The organism is Dyadobacter beijingensis DSM 21582 (assembly GCF_000382205.1).
GTDB lineage: Bacteria > Bacteroidota > Bacteroidia > Cytophagales > Spirosomataceae > Dyadobacter > Dyadobacter beijingensis.
The window spans coordinates 740070-760826 of record NZ_KB907789.1 but is presented as its reverse complement, the minus strand read 5'-3'; the positions used below and the strand labels follow the sequence as shown (position 1 = coordinate 760826).

General features: G+C 54.6%; 17 protein-coding genes. 11 read left to right on the top strand and 6 right to left on the bottom strand.

The genetic code is table 11. The features are described 5' to 3' along the window. Positions 1 to 29: 29 nt before the first annotated feature. From H144_RS0121770 to H144_RS0121755, 4 genes are all read right to left on the bottom strand, one after another. The gene (locus tag H144_RS0121770; RefSeq protein WP_019944231.1) at positions 30 to 3749 is read right to left on the bottom strand and encodes a T9SS type A sorting domain-containing protein; all 3720 of its coding nucleotides are present in this window, start codon (positions 3747 to 3749) and stop codon (positions 30 to 32) included. A gap of 36 nt (positions 3750 to 3785) precedes the next feature. Next, positions 3786 to 5318: a DUF1501 domain-containing protein gene (locus H144_RS0121765; protein WP_026350898.1), complete on the bottom strand. Its 1533-nt coding sequence runs from the start codon at positions 5316 to 5318 to the stop codon at positions 3786 to 3788. 12 nt (positions 5319 to 5330) lie between these two features. Next, entirely contained in the window at positions 5331 to 6968 is a 1638-nt protein-coding gene (locus H144_RS0121760) for a DUF1800 domain-containing protein (RefSeq protein WP_019944229.1), read from the bottom strand. Between the two features lie 337 nt (positions 6969 to 7305). Then, positions 7306 to 9078 (bottom strand): ABC transporter ATP-binding protein, encoded by a 1773-nt coding sequence (locus tag H144_RS0121755; protein ID WP_019944228.1) that lies wholly within the window; start codon positions 9076 to 9078, stop codon positions 7306 to 7308. Positions 9079 to 9269: 191 nt separating this feature from the next. Between H144_RS0121755 and H144_RS0121750 the strand changes: the two genes are divergently transcribed. Next, positions 9270 to 9911: a 3-keto-disaccharide hydrolase gene (locus H144_RS0121750; protein WP_026350897.1), complete on the top strand. Its 642-nt coding sequence runs from the start codon at positions 9270 to 9272 to the stop codon at positions 9909 to 9911. 30 nt (positions 9912 to 9941) lie between these two features. Further along, the gene (locus tag H144_RS0121745) at positions 9942 to 10418 is read left to right on the top strand and encodes a DUF1905 domain-containing protein (protein WP_019944226.1); all 477 of its coding nucleotides are present in this window, start codon (positions 9942 to 9944) and stop codon (positions 10416 to 10418) included. Between the two features lie 116 nt (positions 10419 to 10534). Here the strand turns inward: H144_RS0121745 and H144_RS0121740 are convergent, their stop codons facing one another. Continuing rightward, positions 10535 to 11461 carry an AraC family transcriptional regulator gene (locus tag H144_RS0121740; protein WP_019944225.1) on the bottom strand — a complete coding sequence of 309 codons (927 nt, stop codon included), beginning with the start codon at positions 11459 to 11461 and terminating at the stop codon, positions 10535 to 10537. Positions 11462 to 11720: 259 nt separating this feature from the next. On the opposite strand from H144_RS0121740, the gene H144_RS0121730 reads away from it, so the two are divergent. From H144_RS0121730 to H144_RS0121705, 6 genes are all read left to right on the top strand, one after another. Then, a complete protein-coding gene (locus H144_RS0121730) occupies positions 11721 to 13274 on the top strand; it encodes an aldehyde dehydrogenase family protein (RefSeq protein WP_019944223.1) in 1554 nt (517 codons plus the stop codon). Positions 13275 to 13281: 7 nt separating this feature from the next. Further along, entirely contained in the window at positions 13282 to 13647 is a 366-nt protein-coding gene (locus H144_RS0121725) for a DUF779 domain-containing protein (protein ID WP_019944222.1), read from the top strand. Positions 13648 to 13847: 200 nt separating this feature from the next. Beyond that, positions 13848 to 15287 carry a DEAD/DEAH box helicase gene (locus H144_RS0121720; protein WP_019944221.1) on the top strand — a complete coding sequence of 480 codons (1440 nt, stop codon included), beginning with the start codon at positions 13848 to 13850 and terminating at the stop codon, positions 15285 to 15287. Between the two features lie 71 nt (positions 15288 to 15358). Further along, positions 15359 to 16081: a DUF1361 domain-containing protein gene (locus tag H144_RS0121715; protein ID WP_229207961.1), complete on the top strand. Its 723-nt coding sequence runs from the start codon at positions 15359 to 15361 to the stop codon at positions 16079 to 16081. 57 nt (positions 16082 to 16138) lie between these two features. Further along, on the top strand, positions 16139 to 16870 hold the full coding sequence (locus H144_RS0121710; RefSeq protein ID WP_019944219.1) for a class I SAM-dependent methyltransferase: 732 nt from the start codon (positions 16139 to 16141) through the stop codon (positions 16868 to 16870). Continuing rightward, positions 16871 to 17575: a pseudouridine synthase gene (locus H144_RS0121705; RefSeq protein ID WP_019944218.1), complete on the top strand. Its 705-nt coding sequence runs from the start codon at positions 16871 to 16873 to the stop codon at positions 17573 to 17575. It begins immediately after the preceding gene. On the opposite strand, the gene H144_RS0121700 is transcribed toward H144_RS0121705, so the two are convergent. Continuing rightward, the gene (locus H144_RS0121700; RefSeq protein WP_019944217.1) at positions 17568 to 18542 is read right to left on the bottom strand and encodes a c-type cytochrome; all 975 of its coding nucleotides are present in this window, start codon (positions 18540 to 18542) and stop codon (positions 17568 to 17570) included. The genes H144_RS0121705 and H144_RS0121700 overlap by 8 nt on opposite strands. Before the next feature lie 153 nt (positions 18543 to 18695). Here H144_RS0121700 and H144_RS0121695 point away from each other — a divergent pair, with 153 nt between their 5' ends. From H144_RS0121695 to H144_RS0121685, 3 genes are read left to right on the top strand one after another with little or no spacing between them, the layout of a single operon-like run. After that, entirely contained in the window at positions 18696 to 19235 is a 540-nt protein-coding gene (locus H144_RS0121695) for an LVIVD repeat-containing protein (protein ID WP_033403022.1), read from the top strand. Between the two features lie 39 nt (positions 19236 to 19274). Further along, the gene (locus H144_RS0121690; protein WP_019944215.1) at positions 19275 to 20042 is read left to right on the top strand and encodes an LVIVD repeat-containing protein; all 768 of its coding nucleotides are present in this window, start codon (positions 19275 to 19277) and stop codon (positions 20040 to 20042) included. Beyond that, on the top strand, positions 20039 to 20734 hold the full coding sequence (locus H144_RS0121685) for a hypothetical protein (RefSeq protein WP_019944214.1): 696 nt from the start codon (positions 20039 to 20041) through the stop codon (positions 20732 to 20734). Before H144_RS0121690 ends, H144_RS0121685 begins: the two co-directional genes overlap by 4 nt. Positions 20735 to 20757: the final 23 nt, after the last annotated feature.

Sequence of the window (20757 nt, the reverse complement as noted above, 5' to 3'; positions counted from 1 at the left end):
AAACTAACCTTCAACAATCCCTATTTCACCTATTTTACCAGAATAATGCGTCTGGTGCGTATCATTGCGCCGTTTCGGAGCTGGAACAGGTACGTTCCGTCCGGTTGGCCGCTCAGATCGATCGCCTGGCGGACTACCGCGCCGGTACCGATGGCTTCTCCTTCCCAGATCCGTTGTCCGGCAAGGTTGAACACCGTCATCCGGGCAGCCTGCTGACTGTTCAACCTGAAAATGGCCGTGAGGTGCCCGCGCGTCGGGTTAGGTGCCATAATCAGCGATGCCGGGCCGGTAGGATCGGCTTCTTCCGGGTTCTGCACCATTTCCATTTCTTCCGGTGCCGCTATCCGGCTTCCCGCAGCGCACGTCATGCTCCGCGGCGAGTCCGTCAGGGCAAAAGTGGTACCCTTTACGCGGACGCCTACCGAATGCGCTTTCCCGTCTTTCAGCACCGCCGGGGTCGCTATTTTGAATACATAATTGCCTGTACCGATGCCGCCGGTTTTCAGGGCTTCACGGTAAATGTTGGCAATGCCCGTCGCAAGCACCGTCGTCCCTTCGAATACCTCCACTTCCAATGCATTGGCAGGGAAATTCTTATCCCAAACCCATCCGTTGATGAAGCTGCAACTCGGCGTTTCCATGCGGCCCGCATAGGCATTCACGGGGCAGTTCGAGGTGCGCGGCGAGTTGTTCAGCACGGTGGTCGAGCCTTTCACCCGAATGCTGAGCGCGTGGCTCTTGCCATCCTTCAAAGCCGCCGGCATCGTGATCCTGAAACCGTAATAACCCGTGCCCGTGCCATTGTTTTTCAGATCTTCGCGGTACTGGTCGGCTATGGCTGTGGCGTACACGGTTGTGCCCTCGTACAGCTCCACGGTCACGGCGGTGTTCGGGAAGTTTTTGTCCCAGGCCCAGCCTTTCAGCGATTCGCAGTCGAACCACTCGAAGCTGCCCGCATATTGGTTCACGGCGCAGGTCAATGCACGCGGCGAGTCGGTCAACGTGTAGGAAGTACCTTTCACACGGACGCTCAGCTGGTGCGCCTTTCCATCCATGAGGCTGGCCGGGGTCGCTATTTTGAATGCATAATTGCCCGTGCCGATACCGCCTGTTTTCAGGCTTTCGCGGTAAATGTTGGCTGTGCCGGTAGCATGTACCGTTGTTCCTTCCACTATTTCCACGGTCATCGCATTGGCAGGGAAATTCTTGTCCCAAACCCATCCCGCCACGAACGCGCAGTCGGCTGTCTCGAAACGGCCTTCCCAGGCATTGACGGGGCAGTTCATGGCGCGGGGCGAGTTATTGAGCACCGTCGCAGAGCCTTTCACGCGAATGCTGATGTTATGGTTTTTACCGTCTTTTAACGCCGCCGGCATCGGTATCCTGAAACCGTAATTACCGGTTCCGGTGCCGTTGTTTTTCAAATCTTCGCGGTAATCGCCGGCCGTGGCCGTTGCGTACACGACCGTGCCTTCGTACACCTCCACGGTGACGGCATTGTTCGGAAAGTTTTTGTCCCAGGCCCAGCCTTTGATCGCGTCGCAGTCGAACCATTCGAAACTGCCGGCATACTGGTTCACGGCGCAGGTCAATGGGCGCGGGGAGTCGGTGAGCGCAAATGCGGTGGTCTTCACGCGGACGCCCACCTGGTGCGCCTTGCCGTCCATGAGCGCAGCGGGTACCGGTATCTTGAAACCGTAGTTGCCCGTGCCTTTGCCGGCCGTTTTCAATGCGTCGCGGTAAATGTTAGCCGTACCGGTGGCATACACAGTCGTTCCTTCGAAAATCTCTACGGTCAATGCATTGGCAGGGAAGTTTTTATCCCAAACCCAGCCCTGTATGAAAGCGCAGTCCGGCGTTTCCAGGCGTCCTTCATAGTTGTTGACGGCGCAGTTCACTACCCTGGGCGAGCTGGTCAGCACCGTAGCTGAGCCTTTCACGCGAATGCTGACGTTGTGGTTCTGCCCGTCTTTGAGCGCCGCCGGCATCGGTATCCTGAAACCGTAGTTACCCGTTCCGGTACCGGCCGCTTTCAGATCGTCGCGGTAAATGTTCGCGACGGCGGATACATACACGGTCGTGCCCTCGTACAGTTCCACTTCCACAGCGCTATTCTGCGCGTTTTTGTCCCAGGCCCAGCCTTTAATAGATTCACAGTCGAACCACTCGAAGCTACCCGCATACTGGTTCACCGAGCAGCTCAGCGTCCGCGGGGAGTCGGGCAATGCCATGGCGGTACCCTTCACCCGCACGCTCAGCTGGTGGCTTTTACCGTCCCAGAGCGCCGCGGGGGTTGGGATTTTGAACACATAATTGCCCGTGCCGTAGCCGCCGGTTTTCAATGCCTCCCGGTAAATGTTGGCCACGCCCGTCGCATACACGGTATTGCCTTCGTACACTTCCACGGTCAATGCCGAGTTGGCGTAATTTTTATCCCAAACCCAGCCCTGGATAAAGTTGCAATCCACGTTCTCGAAGCGGCCTACATACTGGTTCACCGGACAATTGACCGGCTTCGGCGAATTGGGTAAGGTATAATTGAAGTTCTGTAAGCTCACGCTGACCTGGTGTGTGTTGCCATCACGCAGGGCGGCCGGTAGCGGAATATTGAAACCATAGTTGCCCGTTCCTGTGCCGTTGGCCTTCAAATCGGCCCGGTAAACGTTCGCTACGGCGGTCGTGAGCGTAGTACTGCCTTCCTTCACCACCACTGTCAATGCGTCGCCGGGATTGTTCTTGTCCCAAACCCAGCCGTTGAGCGTATAACAGTCAGTGCCTTCGAAGCTGCCGCCCAGTGTGCAGTTCAATGCTTTTGGAGAGCCGGAAATGAGCGTTGAGCTGCCTTTTACCCGGATGCTCAGCTGATGGTTGGCACCATCCAGCAATGCGCCGGGCGTCGGTATCGTGAAACCGTAGTGGCCCGTTCCGGTACCATTGGCTTTCAGGTCGGCGCGGTACTGGTCGGCGCGGGCGGTGGCGAGTACCGTGCTGCCCTCCACGAGCTCCACGGTCAGGGCCACGTCGGGGTAATTTTGGTCCCAAACCCAGCCGCTGATGGTCGTACATGCTACGTTTTCGAGGCTACCGATGTAGTTGGTCGGCAAGGTCGAGGCATTTAATGCGGCGAGGGTATAAATGCGGTAATTGTTCGGGACAACCGTCTGGACGGTCGTGATCGATCCGGCGGTGAGTGTGCTGGTGCCGCCCTGGTGGGCTACCTCGTCCACCACGGCCTTGATCGCCTCCCAGCGTGATGTGGACGCATTCCAGCCTGCGATACCAAGCAAACCGAGATTGTTTCCGGTAAGCGCGGCCGCATTGCTCGCAGCATTCCAGGTGAGTGTAATGCGGGATGCATTGGACCCGTCGATGTCCCAGAACTCGGTGGTGCTTACGGTTTTGACGGCGCTATCCTTGTTGGCCGTGGAAAATGGCCCGCCTGCGGGAAGCGATGCCGTGCCCGGGTTTTCCTGGTAATAGGCACCGGTAACGCCGTCGCCATCGGCGCCGAAAGGGCGGTACAAGTTTTTCTGGCCCACCGGGAACAGGAACGAGCCGGTACCGGTCTTCTCGACGTAGCCGTCTACGTGTTTTGCATTGCCGATACCCGTCAGTTTCGCCGTCGCCGGGAAGCTGACGAGCCCGCGTGCCGCCGAGCGGTCGGTTTTGACGATGCCCTGCGCGAATGCCGCTGCGGTCGTGATCAGCACTACCCAGGCCGTAACCCAGCCTTTGTATAAAGTTTTCATATCAATCCAAATCGCTGTAAATAAACCATTTATACATTATCCGGTGATGTTGACACTGTAATCGCCGAGGAATTTGAGCTTCCCGCCCGACTCGACTTTCACGTCCTTGGCCGTGATATTCTGGGCCACATCCACGGTGTGTCCCGAATTGATGCGCACGATGGCTTTGGAATCGGGTACACGGCCGTTCGACCAGATTTCCGGGTTCGGCCAGGAGCCGGAAGCGATCGTTTGCACCATGTCCGAGAAGAGGGAAGTGGTCTTGAAGTCGCGGTAGAGGATCTGGTCGGTTTTGGCATCGGCCGCTCCAAACCAGTCGTTGAGCACGTCGGCGTACACACGGCGGAAGTCGATCTGCATTTTAATGTCGCGGTTGCTCACGCCCGGGCCGGGGGTAGGGGGCAGCAGGCCATTCACGAGATCGGGATTGGTACCGATCACCTGGCGCTTGATGCCCGTTCCGAAGACGAACATCGGCGCGCCAATGCCGTGGTCGGTACCTTTGGAGGCATTGGACGATGCCCGCCGACCGAAATCGGAGAAGGTCATTCCCAGTACTTTATCCTCGATGCCTTGCAGTTTCAAGTCATTCTGAAATGCATAAATGGCGTCTGACAGCTTTTTGAGCAATTGCGCATGCACGCCCTCGGTTGTGCTCGTGCCTACCTGGCCCGAATGCGTATCGAAACCGCCGAGTTCTACATAATAGATCTTGGATTTCAAGCCGCCGTGGATCAGCCGCGCTACGATTTTCAGCTGTTCGGCCAATTCGTTTTTCAGCGAAGCGTCGGGATAAGTACCCATATTCCGGCCCGCATCCGCCGCCGCCTTGATTTCCGAGGCGTAACCGACGGCCAGCACCTGTTTTTGTCTTACATAGGAAAGCAGATCGCCCGCGTCGCAGCAGGGTAACGGCGCATTGACCGACTGGTTATTTTCACCGATAAGCTGGTAAAATGCATTCGGGTCCTGGATATTGACGCCCGTGGACACGCCGCTCTGGCCGAACAGCGTCGTTGTCGCGATCTGCCCGATCTGTACCGCCAGCGGGTCTTCCATGTCCGCATTGGGGTAACCTTCCGGATAGCCGGCAAAGCGGTCGTTCAGGTAGCGGCCCGCCCAGCCGGAGGTGGCGTACTGGTTGGCATCCACGCCGGTCATCCAGATGTCCGTCGAGCGGTAATGCGACTGGTCGGGGTTCGGGTATGACACCGAGTTCACGATCGCCAGTTTTCCTTCATTGTACAAATCGCGCATGCCGGTCATTACGGGATGAAAACCGGTTTCGGGTGCGCCGGCGAGTTTCAGCACGTTTGCTTCGGGAATGGCGATGTTGCTCCGCAGGCCGTAGTACTGCGAGTAATATTCGAGCGGGATCACCGTATTGAGGCCGTCGTTGCCGCCCGCGAGATAGATGATCACCAGTACGCGGTCGCTGTTGGCGGCTGCGGTATGTTTGAGCGCTTGTACAAGCGCCGAATTTTTGGCAAATGTCTTGACCCCGAATCCATTCAGCACCACCGGGATCATCAGCGAGGAAGCCGCCGACATAAAATCTCTTCTTTTCATTGACAGCGGGAATTAAAACAGTTGATATTCGGCCATTCTCATCAGGTACCGGAGCAATGCGCGGCAACGCCACAGGATGGTGCTCTGCTTGGTGGTATCATTGGGCGCGGCGCGGTAGGCGTCCCATTCGCGGAGCCAGGTGGTCCGGGCGGCGCTGTTCATCATGAGGATCTTATCAATCAGGAAGTCCTTCTGCTCCTGTGAGAGCTCCAACGGAAAAAGGTTTTTCGTGAACTCGGCCAGCACCTGCTCGGTCGTGATCGCCGGCGTCGTGGCCGGGTTCGCGAAATCGGGCTGGATGGCCCGCAGGCGGCCCAGGATGTCGATGGCAATGTATTGCCCCGGCTTGATTTCGATTACCGACGATACCAGGGTGTCGGTGCGGCGCCCGCGAATGCCGATGAGCGTTTCGTTGATCCAGTTTTTGGAAAAACCCGTCTGATAATAAGCCGGAGAGCCGAAAACCGTGGGCTGATCGAGCAGGTTGAGCTGCAAAAGCTTCATATTATCGGCCAGATGGCTCGCCATACGCCCGAACGCGGCCGGTTCGGCGGTCATGTTGGGAATGGGCATGTCAAAGAGCCGCACCGTACCGATGAGGAATTCGGCAGGCGACTTGATAATGGCCGCTGCATTGCGGCTGTCGAAAAATATCTGGCTCGTGAGCAGCTTTTTGATCACCGGCGCAATCGAGAAGTTGTTGGAAGCGCTGGAAAAGAAAGTCGCCAGTGGGACGATCACATTGTCCTCGATCTCCTGCGTCACATTGGGGTTCACGTAATACCGGTAAAGCCTGCGGCAGATGTATTTCGGCGACTCCGGGTGCCGCACGAGCATATTAATAAGGTCGGCCACCTCGGCGTCGCCCGCCGTGGAGCCGGAGCGGCCGGTAATGACGGTATTGCTGTATTTGGCGGAGAATGTCTTGTCGGAAGTGTCGTGGCGGTCGGGATTGAAGACGGCGTCTATGGTGGTGCTGCCTTCGAGGCGGCGATTTTTCGTTTGCCAGCCCGTCAATACCTGCGCGGCGGTTTTGACGTCCTGCTCGGTGTAGTTGTAGTTGCCGTTGAAATCCTTTTGCCCTACGACAAAAATCTCCTGCAACTCACGGGCGTAGTTTTCATTGGGGTGTTCCTTGGCGTTTTCGTTACCATTCTGGAATGTGAGCATAGCGGGGTCTTTGGTAATGGCAATGGCCATATCCCGGAAGTTCCCCAGCGCGTGCGTGCGCAGCAGGCGCAGGTAGCGGTACATGAAGCGGTAGTCTTCCACCGCCGAATGGATCACCACGAAATGGTTCTGCCAGAATGCGGCCAGCTTTTCGAGGACGGAAGGATAGCCGTTCTGCTCGGCCATTAACCCCACCCACCAGTTTTTGACATAACTGAAATAGGTGTAGCTCAATGCATTCACAAAGGGCTTTTCGATAAATGGCTGGCCGACGTCGCTGCGTGTGCCATCCAGCTCGACCGGTGGGGGCGGCGTTGCGCGGTAAGATGCATTGGCAATGAGGATGTCGACGGCCTGGGAGGCGGTTTTGCCCGTAAAATCGGCTATTTCCTGCTGGGTAGGGCCGAAGGTGGCCCGCCGGAGTAAATGCGCGGCCGTGGAAGCTGTCAAAGGTGTTGTGTAAGTGTCAAGGTATGCCATATGGCGGGGTTACTGACTGGTTGAATTGTTTTCGTTCAGAACAGGCAGGGAAGAAGACATGACATTCCACGCCCGCCCGGATGGTCCGCGGGGTTCGTTGTCACGATAGCCTGGTTTAGGATTTGACCGAGTGCAGAGGATATTGAATGGAACAGGCAGAAACCTCATCACAAACCATCCCCGTCTTTTCACTGTACTGTTCTTTGTAATACAAAATTAATATACAGCTTGTAGAATATCAAAGTATTTCTACAAAAATAATACACAAATTTTGTACAGCGTGAGATATTGTACGACGACGGGAATCTGTTGTATTTCACCGGAAAAAAAGGGGTAACTACCTGCCGGCGAGTGCTTCCTGGTGTCGCCAGAGGTCCTGGAACACCGGGCTGTTCCGGTAGAGGTCGTCGAAAGTCCCCTCGTCGATCAGGTGGCCATCGCGGAGAATGTAGACGTAGTCGAATTTGGCCAGCAAATGCAGTCGGTGCAGGGTGGATACGACCGCCTTTCCCCGAAACTCGGCGAACATTTTGTCGTAAATCATGGATTCCGTTTTCGGGTCGATGCTGCTGGTAGGCTCGTCGAGGAGCACGATGTCGCTTGCGCGGGCCGCGAGGATGCCGCGTGCGAGGGCCAGACGCTGTTTCTGGCCGCCCGAGAGGTTTACGCCCTTTTCCTGGATGTTCGATTCGAGGCCGTTCGGCAGTTTGTCGACCACATCGGCGAAATGCGCCGTTTCGCAAACCTGCATGATGTCGCTCTCTTCGAATGGCAGGCCGAGGGTAATGTTGTAAGCGATGGTATTTTCAAAAATTTCGGGGTCCTGCGGGAAGAGCGTCACCTGGTCGGAGAGCATTTCAATGGCGGCGTCTGTCCGGCCGTCGATCGTCACCTTTACGTCCTTTTCCGGTTGATATAATCCCCTTAACAATGCCAGCAGCGTGCTTTTTCCGCTGCCGCTTTCGCCGATGAACGCAATGCGCTGGCCGCGGCGGATGCGGATATCGAGGCTGTGGAGGCTGTGGGCCTGTTTTCCGGCGTCGTACACTTCGCCGTGGGAAAAGTTGAGGTTACTGATGCGGATTTCCTGCCAGTTTTCGGGGAGCTCGCCGGCCTCGTCTACGCGGTGGTGTTCGCGATAAGCTTCGCCGATGGCGCGGGCGGTTTGCACTTCGGTATTGTAGCGGATGATTTCCGTGTATTGCCAGGCAATGTCCTGGAATACGCTGGTAAACTGGTTGACATAGCTCAGCAGCGTCACAAGCCCGCCCACGAGAAACACCTCGCCGGGTATATAATGCTGGTACACATACCCGAGCGTCACCACCACGTAAATGATCCCGATGAAAATACTCGCCACGAACCACTTCCATTCATTAATCACTACCGACCGGCGGAAAGGCGGGAAAACGTCTGCAACCTTGCCCATCAGGCTCACTTTCATGCGCTTTTCGAGCCTTAGGGTGATCACAGTAATGATATTGGATAGGCTATCGAACAGCGTCGACGATACGATGTGCTCCTTTTCGTTCGACTCGTCGAGGGCCTTGATGAACGGCTTATCGAATTTGAATATCACATACACATTGATGACGCCGATCAGCACGCCGATGGCGCCGAACAGCGGCGAGAACCAGATGATCGCCACGAACGAAAACACGAATTTGGCAAATGCATGGAGGAACATGAAGCCGTTCTGGAAGAAGTCTTTCAATGCTTCATAGGCTTTACGGATGCGGTTGATCGTCGCGCCGCTGTGGTGGTCCTGGTGCCAGCGAATGGGCAAATGCAGCGACTGATGGTACAGTTCGTCGAGGAAATTACGGCTGAGGTCGAATGCCAGCTTCCGCTCCATCACGCGGGCGGGCCCGTGAAACGCCCATTCGAGCAGGGTCAGGCCCAGGTAAGCGCCCGCGTAGAGCCACACATTGCGCAGCGTACCTTCCGCGTCCTGCTGGATCGACTGGATAAACCATCCGTACAGCAGCGGATGCGCCGCCAGCACGAGGTTGGCCATGACAAACATACCGTACACGAGCAGGTACCGGCCGCGCTGCTGCCGGGCATAGCGCCAGGCGGTGGCCAGCAAAGACAAATAGGGGTTCTTCATTGCAAAAATCGGTGGTTGGGAGCGCGGCATTCCGCGCCCCGGCACATACAACCCCAAAATGCCGCCGAAGGTTGCCGGCCGGTGGGTAAACTTTGTGTGAAGAATCAGTAGTTTTTAGGAGTTTGCGGTTTAATTACACGTTAACCGATTTTTACAAACCAACCTTTCTGAACTACCAAACCGGAATTTTTATGAAAAGACTAATGCATGTTTTTTGCAGCGCCGTTTTGCTGAGCATTGCCCTTGGAATTTCTGCACACGCACAGGACGGCTGGATCAGCCTGTTCAATGGAAAAGATTTTACCGGTTGGAAAGTCGGTGCGAATGCGGGTTCCTTCACCATTGAGGACGGCACCATTAAAGTGGCCGGGCCGCGGGCGCATCTTTTCTACGAAGGTCCCATTAAAAACCATATGTTTAAAAACTTCGAGTTCAAGGCCCAGGTGAAAACGACGCAAGGCTCGAACTCCGGTATTTTCATTCACACCGCTTACCAGGAAGATGGCTGGCCCGCACAAGGTTACGAAGTGCAGGTGAACCAGTCGCACACGGACTACAAGCGCACCGGCAGTCTCTATAATGTGGTGGACGTGAAGGAAACCTACGTGAAGGACGGCGAATGGTACACCGAGTACGTGAAGGTAGAAGGCAAGCACATTACCATCAAAATCAACGACAAAGTGGTGGTGGATTACGAAGAAACGGACGTGGACAAGCGCCAGGGCGATATGAAGAATAAATTCCTGAAACAGGGTACATTTGCATTGCAGGCCCACGATCCGAAGAGCGTGGTGTATTATAAAGACATTCAGGTACGCCCGTTGACCGAGTGACGGCCGACTGATTAAACCGCATTGCTTCCGATGGAAGAAGAAGTTCATTTCGAATCGATACTGGAACGCCTCCCCAAAAAGGGAGGCGAATTTTATATGATGGTACCCGACGACGTGGCCGCGCAGTTCACCGAGGGGCGCAAGCCTGCCCGTGTGCGTTGCGTGATCAACGGTACCGTGCATTTCCAATGCGCCATCCGGCCCAGGGGCGGGGGAGGGTTTTACATGAATGTGGCTACCCAGCTGCGTCAGCAGGGCAAGCTGGTATTGGGCCAAAAACTACAAGCGGCCGTTCGCAAGGACGACAGCGAATACGGCCGCGATATGCCGGAAGAATTGCAGGAACTGCTCGCACAGGACGAGGAGGCGAAGCGGCTTTTCGAAAATGCCAAACCCGTGAACCAACGGGCGATCATCCATTACATCGCCAGCGCCAAATCGGTGCAGGTAAGGATCGACCGGTCCATTATGATGACTGATCGTCTTAAAGCTGGACGAATTACGTAACGACCTGTCAGGAATGGTCAAGTGTTGTCATTTGTAGTCATATATAGTCGCGTAATAAGAGAAGAACAATACTGGGCTATTCCTGTCAATACCTGACAACAAATGACGAAAAAACGTCACTCGTCGCGATTCGTGACGTTCCGGTACTGGCTCGGCGAGATGCCTTCGGATTTGCGGAATTGCCGGCCGAAGTAGTTCAGATCGGAGAAGCCGAGCTGGTAGCAAATGTCGGAAATGCTGTCTTTGGTATTGGACAGCAGCTGCTTGGCCTTTTTGATTTTCTCCCTTAATATAAAATCCAGCGGGCTGATACTGAACTCGCGCTTGAATGCGCGGTAGAACGACGCCCGGCTCATGCAAGCCTTCTCGCTCAGGTCTTCCACCTGGATCTTTTCATTGATATTGGCTTTGATATAATTCACGACGAATGCCAGCGGGCTGTCTTCGTGAATGTAGGAAGCGTCGTCGGTGGCGGCGAGGTGCTGGGTTTGGATGATGTGCACGATCAGTTCCTGCAAGGTAAGGTCGGCGAGGATGTCCTTGCCCAACGCGGTACCCGAGCAGATTTTGATGAGCTTATTGAGCGTTTGCGCGAGTTCGATATTGTTGAGGAAATGGTACTGGCTATGCTGCAACGACCAGAACTGCTGCCTGCCTTCGCGCGGGTACATCTCGCTGAGCCTGTCGACGATTTGCTGGATTTTCATCTGGTCGATGGCAAGGGCGATGCATTGGGTCGGGTTTTCTTTCGCGGCTTCGGGAAAATCGATTTTCATCGTCACATTGGCCGGTACGAGCACCGTTTCGCCGGGCAGGTAGTCAAAACCCGGCTGATCGAACAAATGCATGACTTTTTTGCCCCGCAGCATGCTCGTCACGACAAAATCGGGGAAGGTGAGCGGCACCAATGCCGAGGGCTGCAAGGTTTCGAACAGGTTCAGCTCACAGTTTTCCAGCGTGAATGCCCTCCGGTTCTCCACCAATGTCTTCAACGATTTCTCTCCCGAAACCGCCACCTGATCCAATCTGAAACCTCCCGCCATTGTTTCTTTATTTTAAACCGAAAAACCTGTCATAATCCCCGAGCTCCTGCCACACCATACCACATACGACTATCACTGACCACTCCTGACTATCACTGACCACAAATGGCCTCTCCTCCCTTTCCTCCATCCAATAAATATAATTGTTTTTCGAAAAAATGAGATAATTATCCTAACACTTGACACGATCGTACCAATGATTAACGGCTTGCGGGGCTAGGTTTGTATTATCAATCATTTCTAAAAATAACCTTTCATCATGGAGACGATCACCGAAAGCCCAGCAGTGGAAAGTAAGACGTACAGCAGTGAAAATCTGGCTAAGCGGCCTGATTTCAAGGAAAAATATGAGAATTATATCAACGGAAAATTCGTAGCGCCTGCCAAAGGCGAGTATTTCGAAAATATTTCACCGATCGACGGCCAGGTGTTCACCCAAGCTGCCCGCTCGACGAAAGAAGATGTGGAAGCGGCCCTGGATGCGGCGCACGCGGCTTTCCCGGCTTGGAGCAAAACTTCGGCCGCCAACCGCAGTAACCTGCTGCTGAAAATCGCACAGGTGATCGAAGACAATCTCGAATACCTCGCGACCGTCGAAGCGATCGATAACGGCAAGGCGATCCGCGAAACCCGTGCCGCCGATTTGCCGCTTTGTGTCGACCATTTTCGCTATTTCGCCGGGGTGATCCGTGCCGAGGAAGGCAGCGTTTCCGAACACGACGAGAACACCGTTTGCATTAACCTGCACGAACCGCTGGGCGTGGTGGCACAGATTATACCCTGGAACTTCCCGCTCCTGATGGCGACCTGGAAAATCGCGCCTGCGTTGGCGGCAGGTAACTGCGTGGTGGTGAAGCCCGCCGAGCAGACACCGACCTCCATTATGGTACTCATGGAGCTGATCGGCGACATCCTGCCTCCGGGGGTGCTCAATATCGTAACGGGCTTTGGGGTGGAAGCGGGCAAGCCGCTGGCATCCTCGCCGCGCGTAGCCAAAGTCGCATTTACGGGTGAAACCACCACCGGCCGGCTCATTATGCAATATGCTTCGGACAACCTCGTGCCGGTGACGATGGAGCTGGGCGGCAAGTCACCGAACATTTTCTTCCCGTCGGTCATGGACGCGGACGACGAGTTCCTCGATAAGGCCATCGAAGGTGCCGTATTGTTCGCATTGAACCAGGGCGAGGTTTGTACGTGCCCGTCGCGTATGCTCGTGCATGAAAGTATTTACGATAAATTCATCGAAAGGGTGATCCAGCGCACGAAAGCCATTAAAATGGGCCACCCGCTCGACGGTACCACGATGATGGGCGCGCAGGCTTCGAACGACCAGTACGAAAAGATCCTGTCGTACCTCCAAATAGGCAAGGAGGAAGGAGCGGAAGTGCTCACCGGCGGCGCGGCGCAGACATTCGAGAACGGCATTTCGGGCGGGTACTACATTCAGCCGACGATTTTCAAAGGCCACAACAAAATGCGGATCTTCCAGGAAGAGATATTCGGGCCGGTCGTATGCGTGACGACATTTAAAACCACGGAGGAAGCCATTGCCATTGCCAACGATACGCTTTACGGATTGGGCGCGGGCGTATGGACGCGCGACGCGCACGAGATATACCAGGTACCACGGGCGATCCAGGCGGGTAGGGTGTGGGTGAATAACTACCACGCCTATCCCGCCCACGCTCCGTTCGGCGGGTATAAAAAGTCGGGTTTTGGTAGGGAAAACCACAAAATGATGCTGGGTCACTACCGTCAGACCAAAAATATGCTGATCTCGTACGATAAGAACAAGCTGGGATTTTTCTGAGGATGTTATGACCGAGCGCGTATTGATCACTCCCGAAGCTGAAAAGGTCCTGGACCGGCTTCGGGAGGAGTATGGAGAGTTGATGTTTCACCAGAGCGGCGGATGCTGCGACGGCTCACAGCCCATGTGTTTCCCGAAAGGAGAATTCCGGGTGTCGGAAAGCGATGTGTTGCTGGGGGAAATAGGGGGCTGTGCGTTTTTTATGAGCCGCGACCAGTTCGAGTACTGGCAGCATACCCAGCTGACGATCGACGTCGTGCCGGGCCGTGGGGCGAGTTTTTCCCTTGAAATCCCGCTGGGCGTGCGTTTTATTACCCGTTCAAGACTTTACACGCATGAGGAAGCAAGCGATCTGACGGCCATCAACGTCTGAAAACCGTATTAATTTGTGCAGGTGTGGAGCCCTCGTGTAGTGAATCTTTTACACGATGGTTTCACACCTTTCTTGTCATTATGGCACTTCTTGGTTATATTTGTTCAAATCGAGCGGTTTGCTGACTGGGAAAATCAAGGTCAGCTATATCTATAACACATCTGTAAATCAACGGATTTGCGGATTTTAAAAGCTGAATTTTGAATTTCAACGAATTTGAACTCCACGAAGACGTGCTAAGCGCCGTGGATTCCATGAACTACCAGCAGGCGACGCCTATCCAGGAACAAGCTATTCCACACATTCTCAGCGGTAAGGACCTTCTTGCATGCGCTCAGACGGGTACCGGCAAAACCGCCGCCTACCTCATTCCCATTCTCGACAAAGTTGCCCACGAAGCCAACGAACATACCGGCGCGCTGATCCTGGTGCCTACCCGCGAGCTGGCGGTGCAGATCGACCAGCAGATCCAGGGCCTCGGCTATTTCGTCGGTGCGACCAGCATTGCCGTGTACGGTGGTAACAAGGGGCCGGAATGGGACCAGCAGAAAAAGGCATTGACCCAGGGAGCGGACATTATCATCGCCACACCCGGCCGGCTTATTGCCCATTTGCAGTTGGGGTATGTGAATTTCAGTACGTTACGCCACCTGGTGCTCGACGAGGCCGACCGGATGCTCGACATGGGCTTCCTGGGCGACATTCTCAAAATCATGAGCTTCCTGCCCTCCGTGCGTCAGACGCTGATGTTTTCGGCCACCATGCCGCCCAAAATCGGCGACCTGGCGAAACGCATCCTGCAAAATCCCGAAGAAATCAGGCTCGCGGTATCGCGACCGGCCGACCGGATCGATCAGCAGTTTTATTTAGCCAAAGACGAGCAGAAATTGCCCCTGCTGATGCATTTACTCAAAGGCGTCGAAAATATCAGCATGGTGTTGTTCACATCCCGTAAATCGAATGTGGAGCCGATCGTGCGGGCATTGCGGAAGCTGGGCCTGGGCGCACACGGCATTTCGTCTGATTCAGAGCAGGGTGAGCGCGAAATTGTACTGCGCGATTTCAAAAACAGGCAATTCCCCATCCTCGTTGCGACTGACGTACTATCCCGCGGCATAGATATTGATAATCTCAGCCATGTGGTGAACTACGACGTCCCCCGCGATCCCGAAGATTACGTACACCGTATAGGCCGTACGGCACGGGCCGAATCCAAGGGAACGGCCATGACCTTTATCAATGAGCACGATCAGAAATATGTATTGAAGATCGAACGTCTTTTTGAGAAGGAATTGGAAAAGAAATCCATTACCGCAGACCTGGGATTGGGCGATGCTCCGGCATTCGAGCCGCAACGGTTTCGTTCGGGAGGACGTACTGGTAGTAGCAGCAGGAATAAGAAGAAAAAAGATGGTGCCGGCGGAGGTCATGGAGGATCTTCGAGAAAACCGCACCGCGAAGCAAAACCCCGGGATACTAACAGCGCCGGACCGGCGCCCGTGGAAGCTGCCGGCGCAGCTGTTGCCACTGCCGATGCAGCGGCCAACGGAGCTGCCAAGGCGAAGCGAAGAAACAAACGGAGGAGGCCGAAGAAAAACCCGGCAGCCCCGACAAACCCTACTGAGGTACAAGCCTCTTGATCAGTGTTGGTCAGACGTGAGCATTCATTTGTCTTGCTTTATCGTCATGAAAGAACTTAAATTACGTACACTTGGACCGTTTGATAGATTGGATAAGGAATTATAAATTCAGCGTATCCGATCCTCCCATTATCACGATGGAAGGCTTGTTTTCGCTGTTGCTGCTTCTGCTTCTGAGCCTACTCGCAGTATTTTTCCACCTTGTCCGCATCCTCTTCAACTCGCCGGTCGACTTTTCTCTCGACTGGAACCTCTTCCTGAGCTGGATACCGCTCATTATCGCTTTCCTCGCGGATAACCTTACCAAGCGTTTCGGGCATATTCCGGTGGTTCTGGGCATGCTTAGCATTGCCTGGCTGGCATTCTTCCCGAATGCGCCGTACATGATCACCGACCTCGCGCACCTGACCGTGGATTACCAGCGCGACCTGACCTGGCACGACACCATCATGCTCTTCTCGTATGCGGAAGTAAGCCTCTTCAACGGGCTGGTGTCGCTTTACTGGATCCACCGCTCGTGGCGCCGGGTATTCGAGCGCAAGCCGGCCAACCTGCTGTTGCTGGTGAGCCTGCCGATGGCGGGCTTCGGGGTGTACCTCGGGCGGGTACGGCGGATGAACAGCTGGGACATTATCCACGAGCCGGGCCTGATCATCAACAACCTGATCGAGAGTCTGCTAGACCGGACGGCCTGGGTTTTCGCGATGGAAATCGGGATGTTGCTCGGTATATTATATCTGGTATTGTGGGGGGTGATCCGTTTCAGGATCCGCCATTCGAGGAAGAGCCAATAGGAGAATGGTCAAAAAATAGCTTCTTTTGCCTTCACGATCGATTCATACTATCACAACATGCAGATCTCGGATAATGTAAAAGAGTCGTATTCCGCCCAGTATGACGAGAATATGGTGGAATGGCGCAATACGGGCGCGAAGTTCAAGGCGAAGAATATCGTCGCGCTTTCAAAGCATATCAGTTTCAAAAACGTGCTCGAAGTAGGGGCAGGCGAAGGAAGCATTCTGAACTGGCTGGCCCAATGGGATTTCTGCAACGACCTCAACTGTGTGGAAATTTCCGAAAGCGGTATTGAGCGCATCAAGTCCAAAAATATCCCCAACCTGCACGATATCCTGCTGTTTGACGGCTACAAAATACCGTATCCCGACAACCATTTCGATCTTGTGATCTGCTCGCACGTACTCGAACACGTGGAGCACGAACGCATGCTCCTGCGCGAGATCAAACGCGTTTCCAAATACCAGATTTTCGAGGTGCCGATCGACTTTTCGTTCTATGTCGACCGCAAGTTGAAGCATTTCCTGTCCTACGGGCACATTAACATTTACACGCCCTCGCTGTTCAGGTTTTTGTTAAAATCGGAGAATTTCGAGGTCGAAAAAGACATTTGTCACCTCTACGACGATGCGGTGCTGAAAATGCAGTTCAGGAACAATGCGAAGGGCTATTACGTCACGAAGTTCAAGCACGCATTGCTGCGGCTTTTTCCCTATTTCCTGGGTATTAAACCTAACTCATACGCCGTGCTGACTTCGAAAACCGGGAAAGAACTGTCCATTTTTTGAGTGAACGACGATCCTTTATTGCTGGAAATCCTTTACCAGGACGAATGGCTCGTGGCCATTAACAAGCCTAATGGCCTGCTCGTCCACCGGTCGCCCATTGCGAGCGACGCCGATGTATTTGCCGTACAGCTCCTGCGCGATCAGCTCGGGCAGCGCGTATACCCGGTCCACCGTCTCGACCGCAAAACTTCCGGCGTGCTGCTGTTTGCACTGGACGAAAATACCAACAGCGCAATGCAGCAGCAGTTCATGGAAGGACAGGTCACTAAGACTTATCAGGCCATTGTGAGAGGCTACGCACCCGATAGCGGCAAAATCGACTACCCTTTGAAGCGCGACGATGGCGTGACGCAGGATGCCGTGACTTTTTTTGAAACATTACTCCGCACGGAAGTGCCTTTCCAGGTCGGCAAGCATCCAACTTCCCGCTATTCGCTCGTGCAGCTCAATCCCGAAACCGGCCGGATGCACCAGCTGCGCAAGCATATGGCGCACATTCTCCACCCCATTATCGGCGATCGGCCACACGGCTGCAACAAGCAGAACCGCTATTTCAAGGAGCATTTGAATATGATGCAGATGATGCTCCACGCATTGTCGCTGGAATTTATCCATCCCATCAAAAAAGAGCCTGTACAAATACAGGCTCCCTACCAGCCGGAGTTCCGGCGAATGCTCGATGTATTGACGCTCGATATTAGTTAGGCCGGAACTTCACGACCTTGTTATCCAGCGGGTTCACGGTTTGCAGGTATGCGTAAATGGCGCGCAAATCGGTTTCCTTCATACCGGCATACATCATCCACGGCATGGCCGTGTTCATATCTTTCGGTCCGACTTTGGCTGGTTTGTAAGTAGAATCCGCATAGGCCTTGAACCGCTTCACGAACGCGTCGGCCGTCCAGCTGCCGATCCCGTTGGTTTTATGCGGTGTAATGTTGGCCGAGGTAGTAATGCCGTTCGGCATCTGAAACTCCATCCCGCCGCCATAATCCGTGCCGGGCACCCGCTGGCCTTTGTCGCGCTTGCTATGGCATTCCACGCAGCCAGAGGCGTTGGCCATATACCGACCGTACGCCACCTGGTCGGTTTCGGCCGGGCGTTTGGTAAGGTTGGCTTTCGTCGGCATCGTGTTGATGATGAAGTTGACGGGGAAATCGGCTTCGGCGGGCTGAATATCGTGCTTCACAGGTGCAAGCGTGCGAATGTAGGCGATGACGCTGTAAATATCTTCCTCATCCAGCTGGCCGTAATTCAGGTACGGCATAATAGGGAACAATGCGTGGCCGTCGCGGCTCTGGCCCGTGGTGATGGCCCTGAACACCTCGCCGTCGGTCCAGCTGCCGATGCCGTACGGGGTAATATTTCTTGCATAGAATACGCCGGGGAAGCCCATATCGCGGCTAAACAGCTCGCCGCCGCCCCCGAAGTTGCCCGAAACGAGCGGTGCCGAGAACAGCGACCAGTCGCGCGTGCTGTGGCAATCCATACAGACGGTTACGTGGTTGGCGAGGTATTCACCACGGGCGACGCGCTCGGGCGTCCTTTCGACCGTGATCACCGGCGCATCGCCCGTGTCGGGCAAGGCGGTTTTGACATAGGTGGCCGCCGCAGCGACGGCCAGCACGAGTACCAATAGCAGGATACCCGCGATTCTGAGTAACTTTTTCATCAAGAGAAGGACAGTAAATGGTGAATAGGATGGTGGTAATGTACAATAAATCAGGCGATTCTCAATCGCTTAATTATTTAGCGAAAAGCGGATACATACTGCAACGTTTAAATGCAACAATGTGTCTGAAAGTGAAACTTCAACCTTCAAGCCATGAGAAGTACTTTACTTGCCGCGGGCATCGCGCTGCTGATGTCGTCGTGCTACAACCGGGAATCCGAGCCGTTTGTCGGTAACGTGAAATTCGACGGAACGGGGTACCGGCCGGTGTACAAAAATGCCGAAGACGTTGCCAAAGTGGAAGTTTCCGCCGCCCAGGCGCTCAAAGAACCGGGCAAGATCTACACATTCGGGCGCTATCTGTTTATCAATGAGCTGGGAAAGGGCATCCACGTAATCGACAATGCCGATTCGACAAAACCGGAAAACCTTTCATTTATCTCGATTACGGGGAATTACGATATCGCCGTGAAAGACAACTGGCTGTACGCCGACAACCTCTCCAACCTGCTCGTGATCGACATATCCGATCCCAAAGCGCCCAGGCTTACCAAGACGATCGCCAATGCGCTGCCAGTGCAGAACTACCCGCCGATGACGGGCATTTATTTCGAGTGCGCAGATCCCAAAAAAGGCGTCGTAGTGGATTGGGAGAAGGTTTCGATGGACAAGCAGCCCAAATGCTACCGCTGACGGATTTTGAAATACACATGATTTGAAAAAATACCGGCTATGAAAAAAATAATACCTCTGCTGTTCCTCGTGCTGGCCGCCGCCGGCCTGATGCTCATCCTGAATGCCTGCAGCGATAACATGGGCGACTCCGGCGTAAACCCGCAAACCGGCACCGGTGGCTCTATGGCACGCTTCGCCATTACGGGCAACACACTTTACATTGTTTCGAAACAATCGCTGGAAGTATACGATATCAAGGACGGCGGTAACCCGGCCAAAACCATCAGCCGGAATATGGGTGTGGGGATCGAAACGATTTTCCCCTACAAACAAAACCTGTTTATCGGCGCCATGGACGGCATGTACATTTATAACAATGCCACGCCTGCGAACCCGATTTTGATGAGCAAATTCACCCACGTGATGTCGTGCGACCCGGTGGTGGTGCAGGACAAATATGCGTATGTGACGCTCCGTGCAGGAGTTAATTGCCGGCCGGGCGGCTCGTTCAGCTCGCTGGACGTGGTCGATATCAGCGATCCCACACGCCCCGCGCTCGTGAACAGCCAGACGGTCGATTCGCCGTTCGGGCTCGGTGTTTCGGGTAAAAAGCTGTTCGTATGCGAAGGCGATAAGGGGTTCCGCGTGATGGACATTACCGACCCCGCGAAACCTGTGCACCAGCGGTACTACCAGGATCTGCCTTCATACGACGTCATCGTGCGCGGCAAACACCTGATCATCACCGGAAAAAAAGGACTGTTCCAATACAGCTTCGACGATTCGGACAGCATTCGGTATCTAAGCCAGATCCCCGTGCTATGAGGCGGACATGCATTACGCTTTTGATATTGTTATGCCCATTTCCGAAGGTTTTCGCGCAGTTCGATGTGGAATCGGCCAAACGGCATGTGATTGTCAAATTTTCGCCAATGGCGATGTTCGACTATGACAATACCGTTCAATTCGGTGTGGAAGTGCCGTTGGGGAAGGGCGATGTGTCCATCCAGCAGGACCTCGGTTTCGGGCATTCGTCGTTCAATTTCGGCTACCAGGACCGCGACTGGATGCCTGACAAACAAACTTTCAAAAGCCGCACGCATCTGCAATTCTATTTCGTGGAAAAACGGCGGATGCGCGCTTACATCGGGCCGGAGTTTTTGTTTAAAAAAGTCGTATACCGCGAAAACCAGTGGATAGGGCGGGATTGCACCGGCGGGTTTGGCCCGTGCAGTTTTTTCCAGAACCAGGATGTACGGGTGGACAGGAACGTCGGCGCGCTGCATGCCCGTTTTGGCTGGCAGTTCGTTACGCCAAGCCGGATCACGATCGACCTCTTCACCGGCCTGGGCTTCCGGTACGTATTCACCACCTCGCACACCCCCGGCGTGCCCGATTCGGAGATCCGCGGCATCGACGACTTATGGGAGAATGCCAGGCCCGGTAAGAGCGATATAATGCCCAGCATTGTCCTGGGCGTTCATTTCGGGGTTATTTTGGGAAAATACCGGCGGTAGGCAAGCCGTCGGGTCATGCTATT

Coding starts and splice junctions, on each gene's coding strand:
- H144_RS0121770 (WP_019944231.1), bottom strand. CDS start 3,749: ATGAAAACTTTATACAAAGGCTGGGTTACGGCCTGGGTAGTGCTGATC.
- H144_RS0121745 (WP_019944226.1), top strand. CDS start 9,942: ATGGAAGAAGAAGTTCATTTCGAATCGATACTGGAACGCCTCCCCAAA.
- H144_RS0121700 (WP_019944217.1), bottom strand. CDS start 18,542: ATGAAAAAGTTACTCAGAATCGCGGGTATCCTGCTATTGGTACTCGTG.
- H144_RS0121725 (WP_019944222.1), top strand. CDS start 13,282: ATGACCGAGCGCGTATTGATCACTCCCGAAGCTGAAAAGGTCCTGGAC.
- H144_RS0121710 (WP_019944219.1), top strand. CDS start 16,139: ATGCAGATCTCGGATAATGTAAAAGAGTCGTATTCCGCCCAGTATGAC.
- H144_RS0121750 (WP_026350897.1), top strand. CDS start 9,270: ATGAAAAGACTAATGCATGTTTTTTGCAGCGCCGTTTTGCTGAGCATT.
- H144_RS0121695 (WP_033403022.1), top strand. CDS start 18,696: ATGAGAAGTACTTTACTTGCCGCGGGCATCGCGCTGCTGATGTCGTCG.
- H144_RS0121755 (WP_019944228.1), bottom strand. CDS start 9,078: ATGAAGAACCCCTATTTGTCTTTGCTGGCCACCGCCTGGCGCTATGCC.
- H144_RS0121740 (WP_019944225.1), bottom strand. CDS start 11,461: ATGGCGGGAGGTTTCAGATTGGATCAGGTGGCGGTTTCGGGAGAGAAA.
- H144_RS0121765 (WP_026350898.1), bottom strand. CDS start 5,318: ATGAAAAGAAGAGATTTTATGTCGGCGGCTTCCTCGCTGATGATCCCG.
- H144_RS0121730 (WP_019944223.1), top strand. CDS start 11,721: ATGGAGACGATCACCGAAAGCCCAGCAGTGGAAAGTAAGACGTACAGC.
- H144_RS0121685 (WP_019944214.1), top strand. CDS start 20,039: ATGAGGCGGACATGCATTACGCTTTTGATATTGTTATGCCCATTTCCG.
- H144_RS0121760 (WP_019944229.1), bottom strand. CDS start 6,968: ATGGCATACCTTGACACTTACACAACACCTTTGACAGCTTCCACGGCC.
- H144_RS0121690 (WP_019944215.1), top strand. CDS start 19,275: ATGAAAAAAATAATACCTCTGCTGTTCCTCGTGCTGGCCGCCGCCGGC.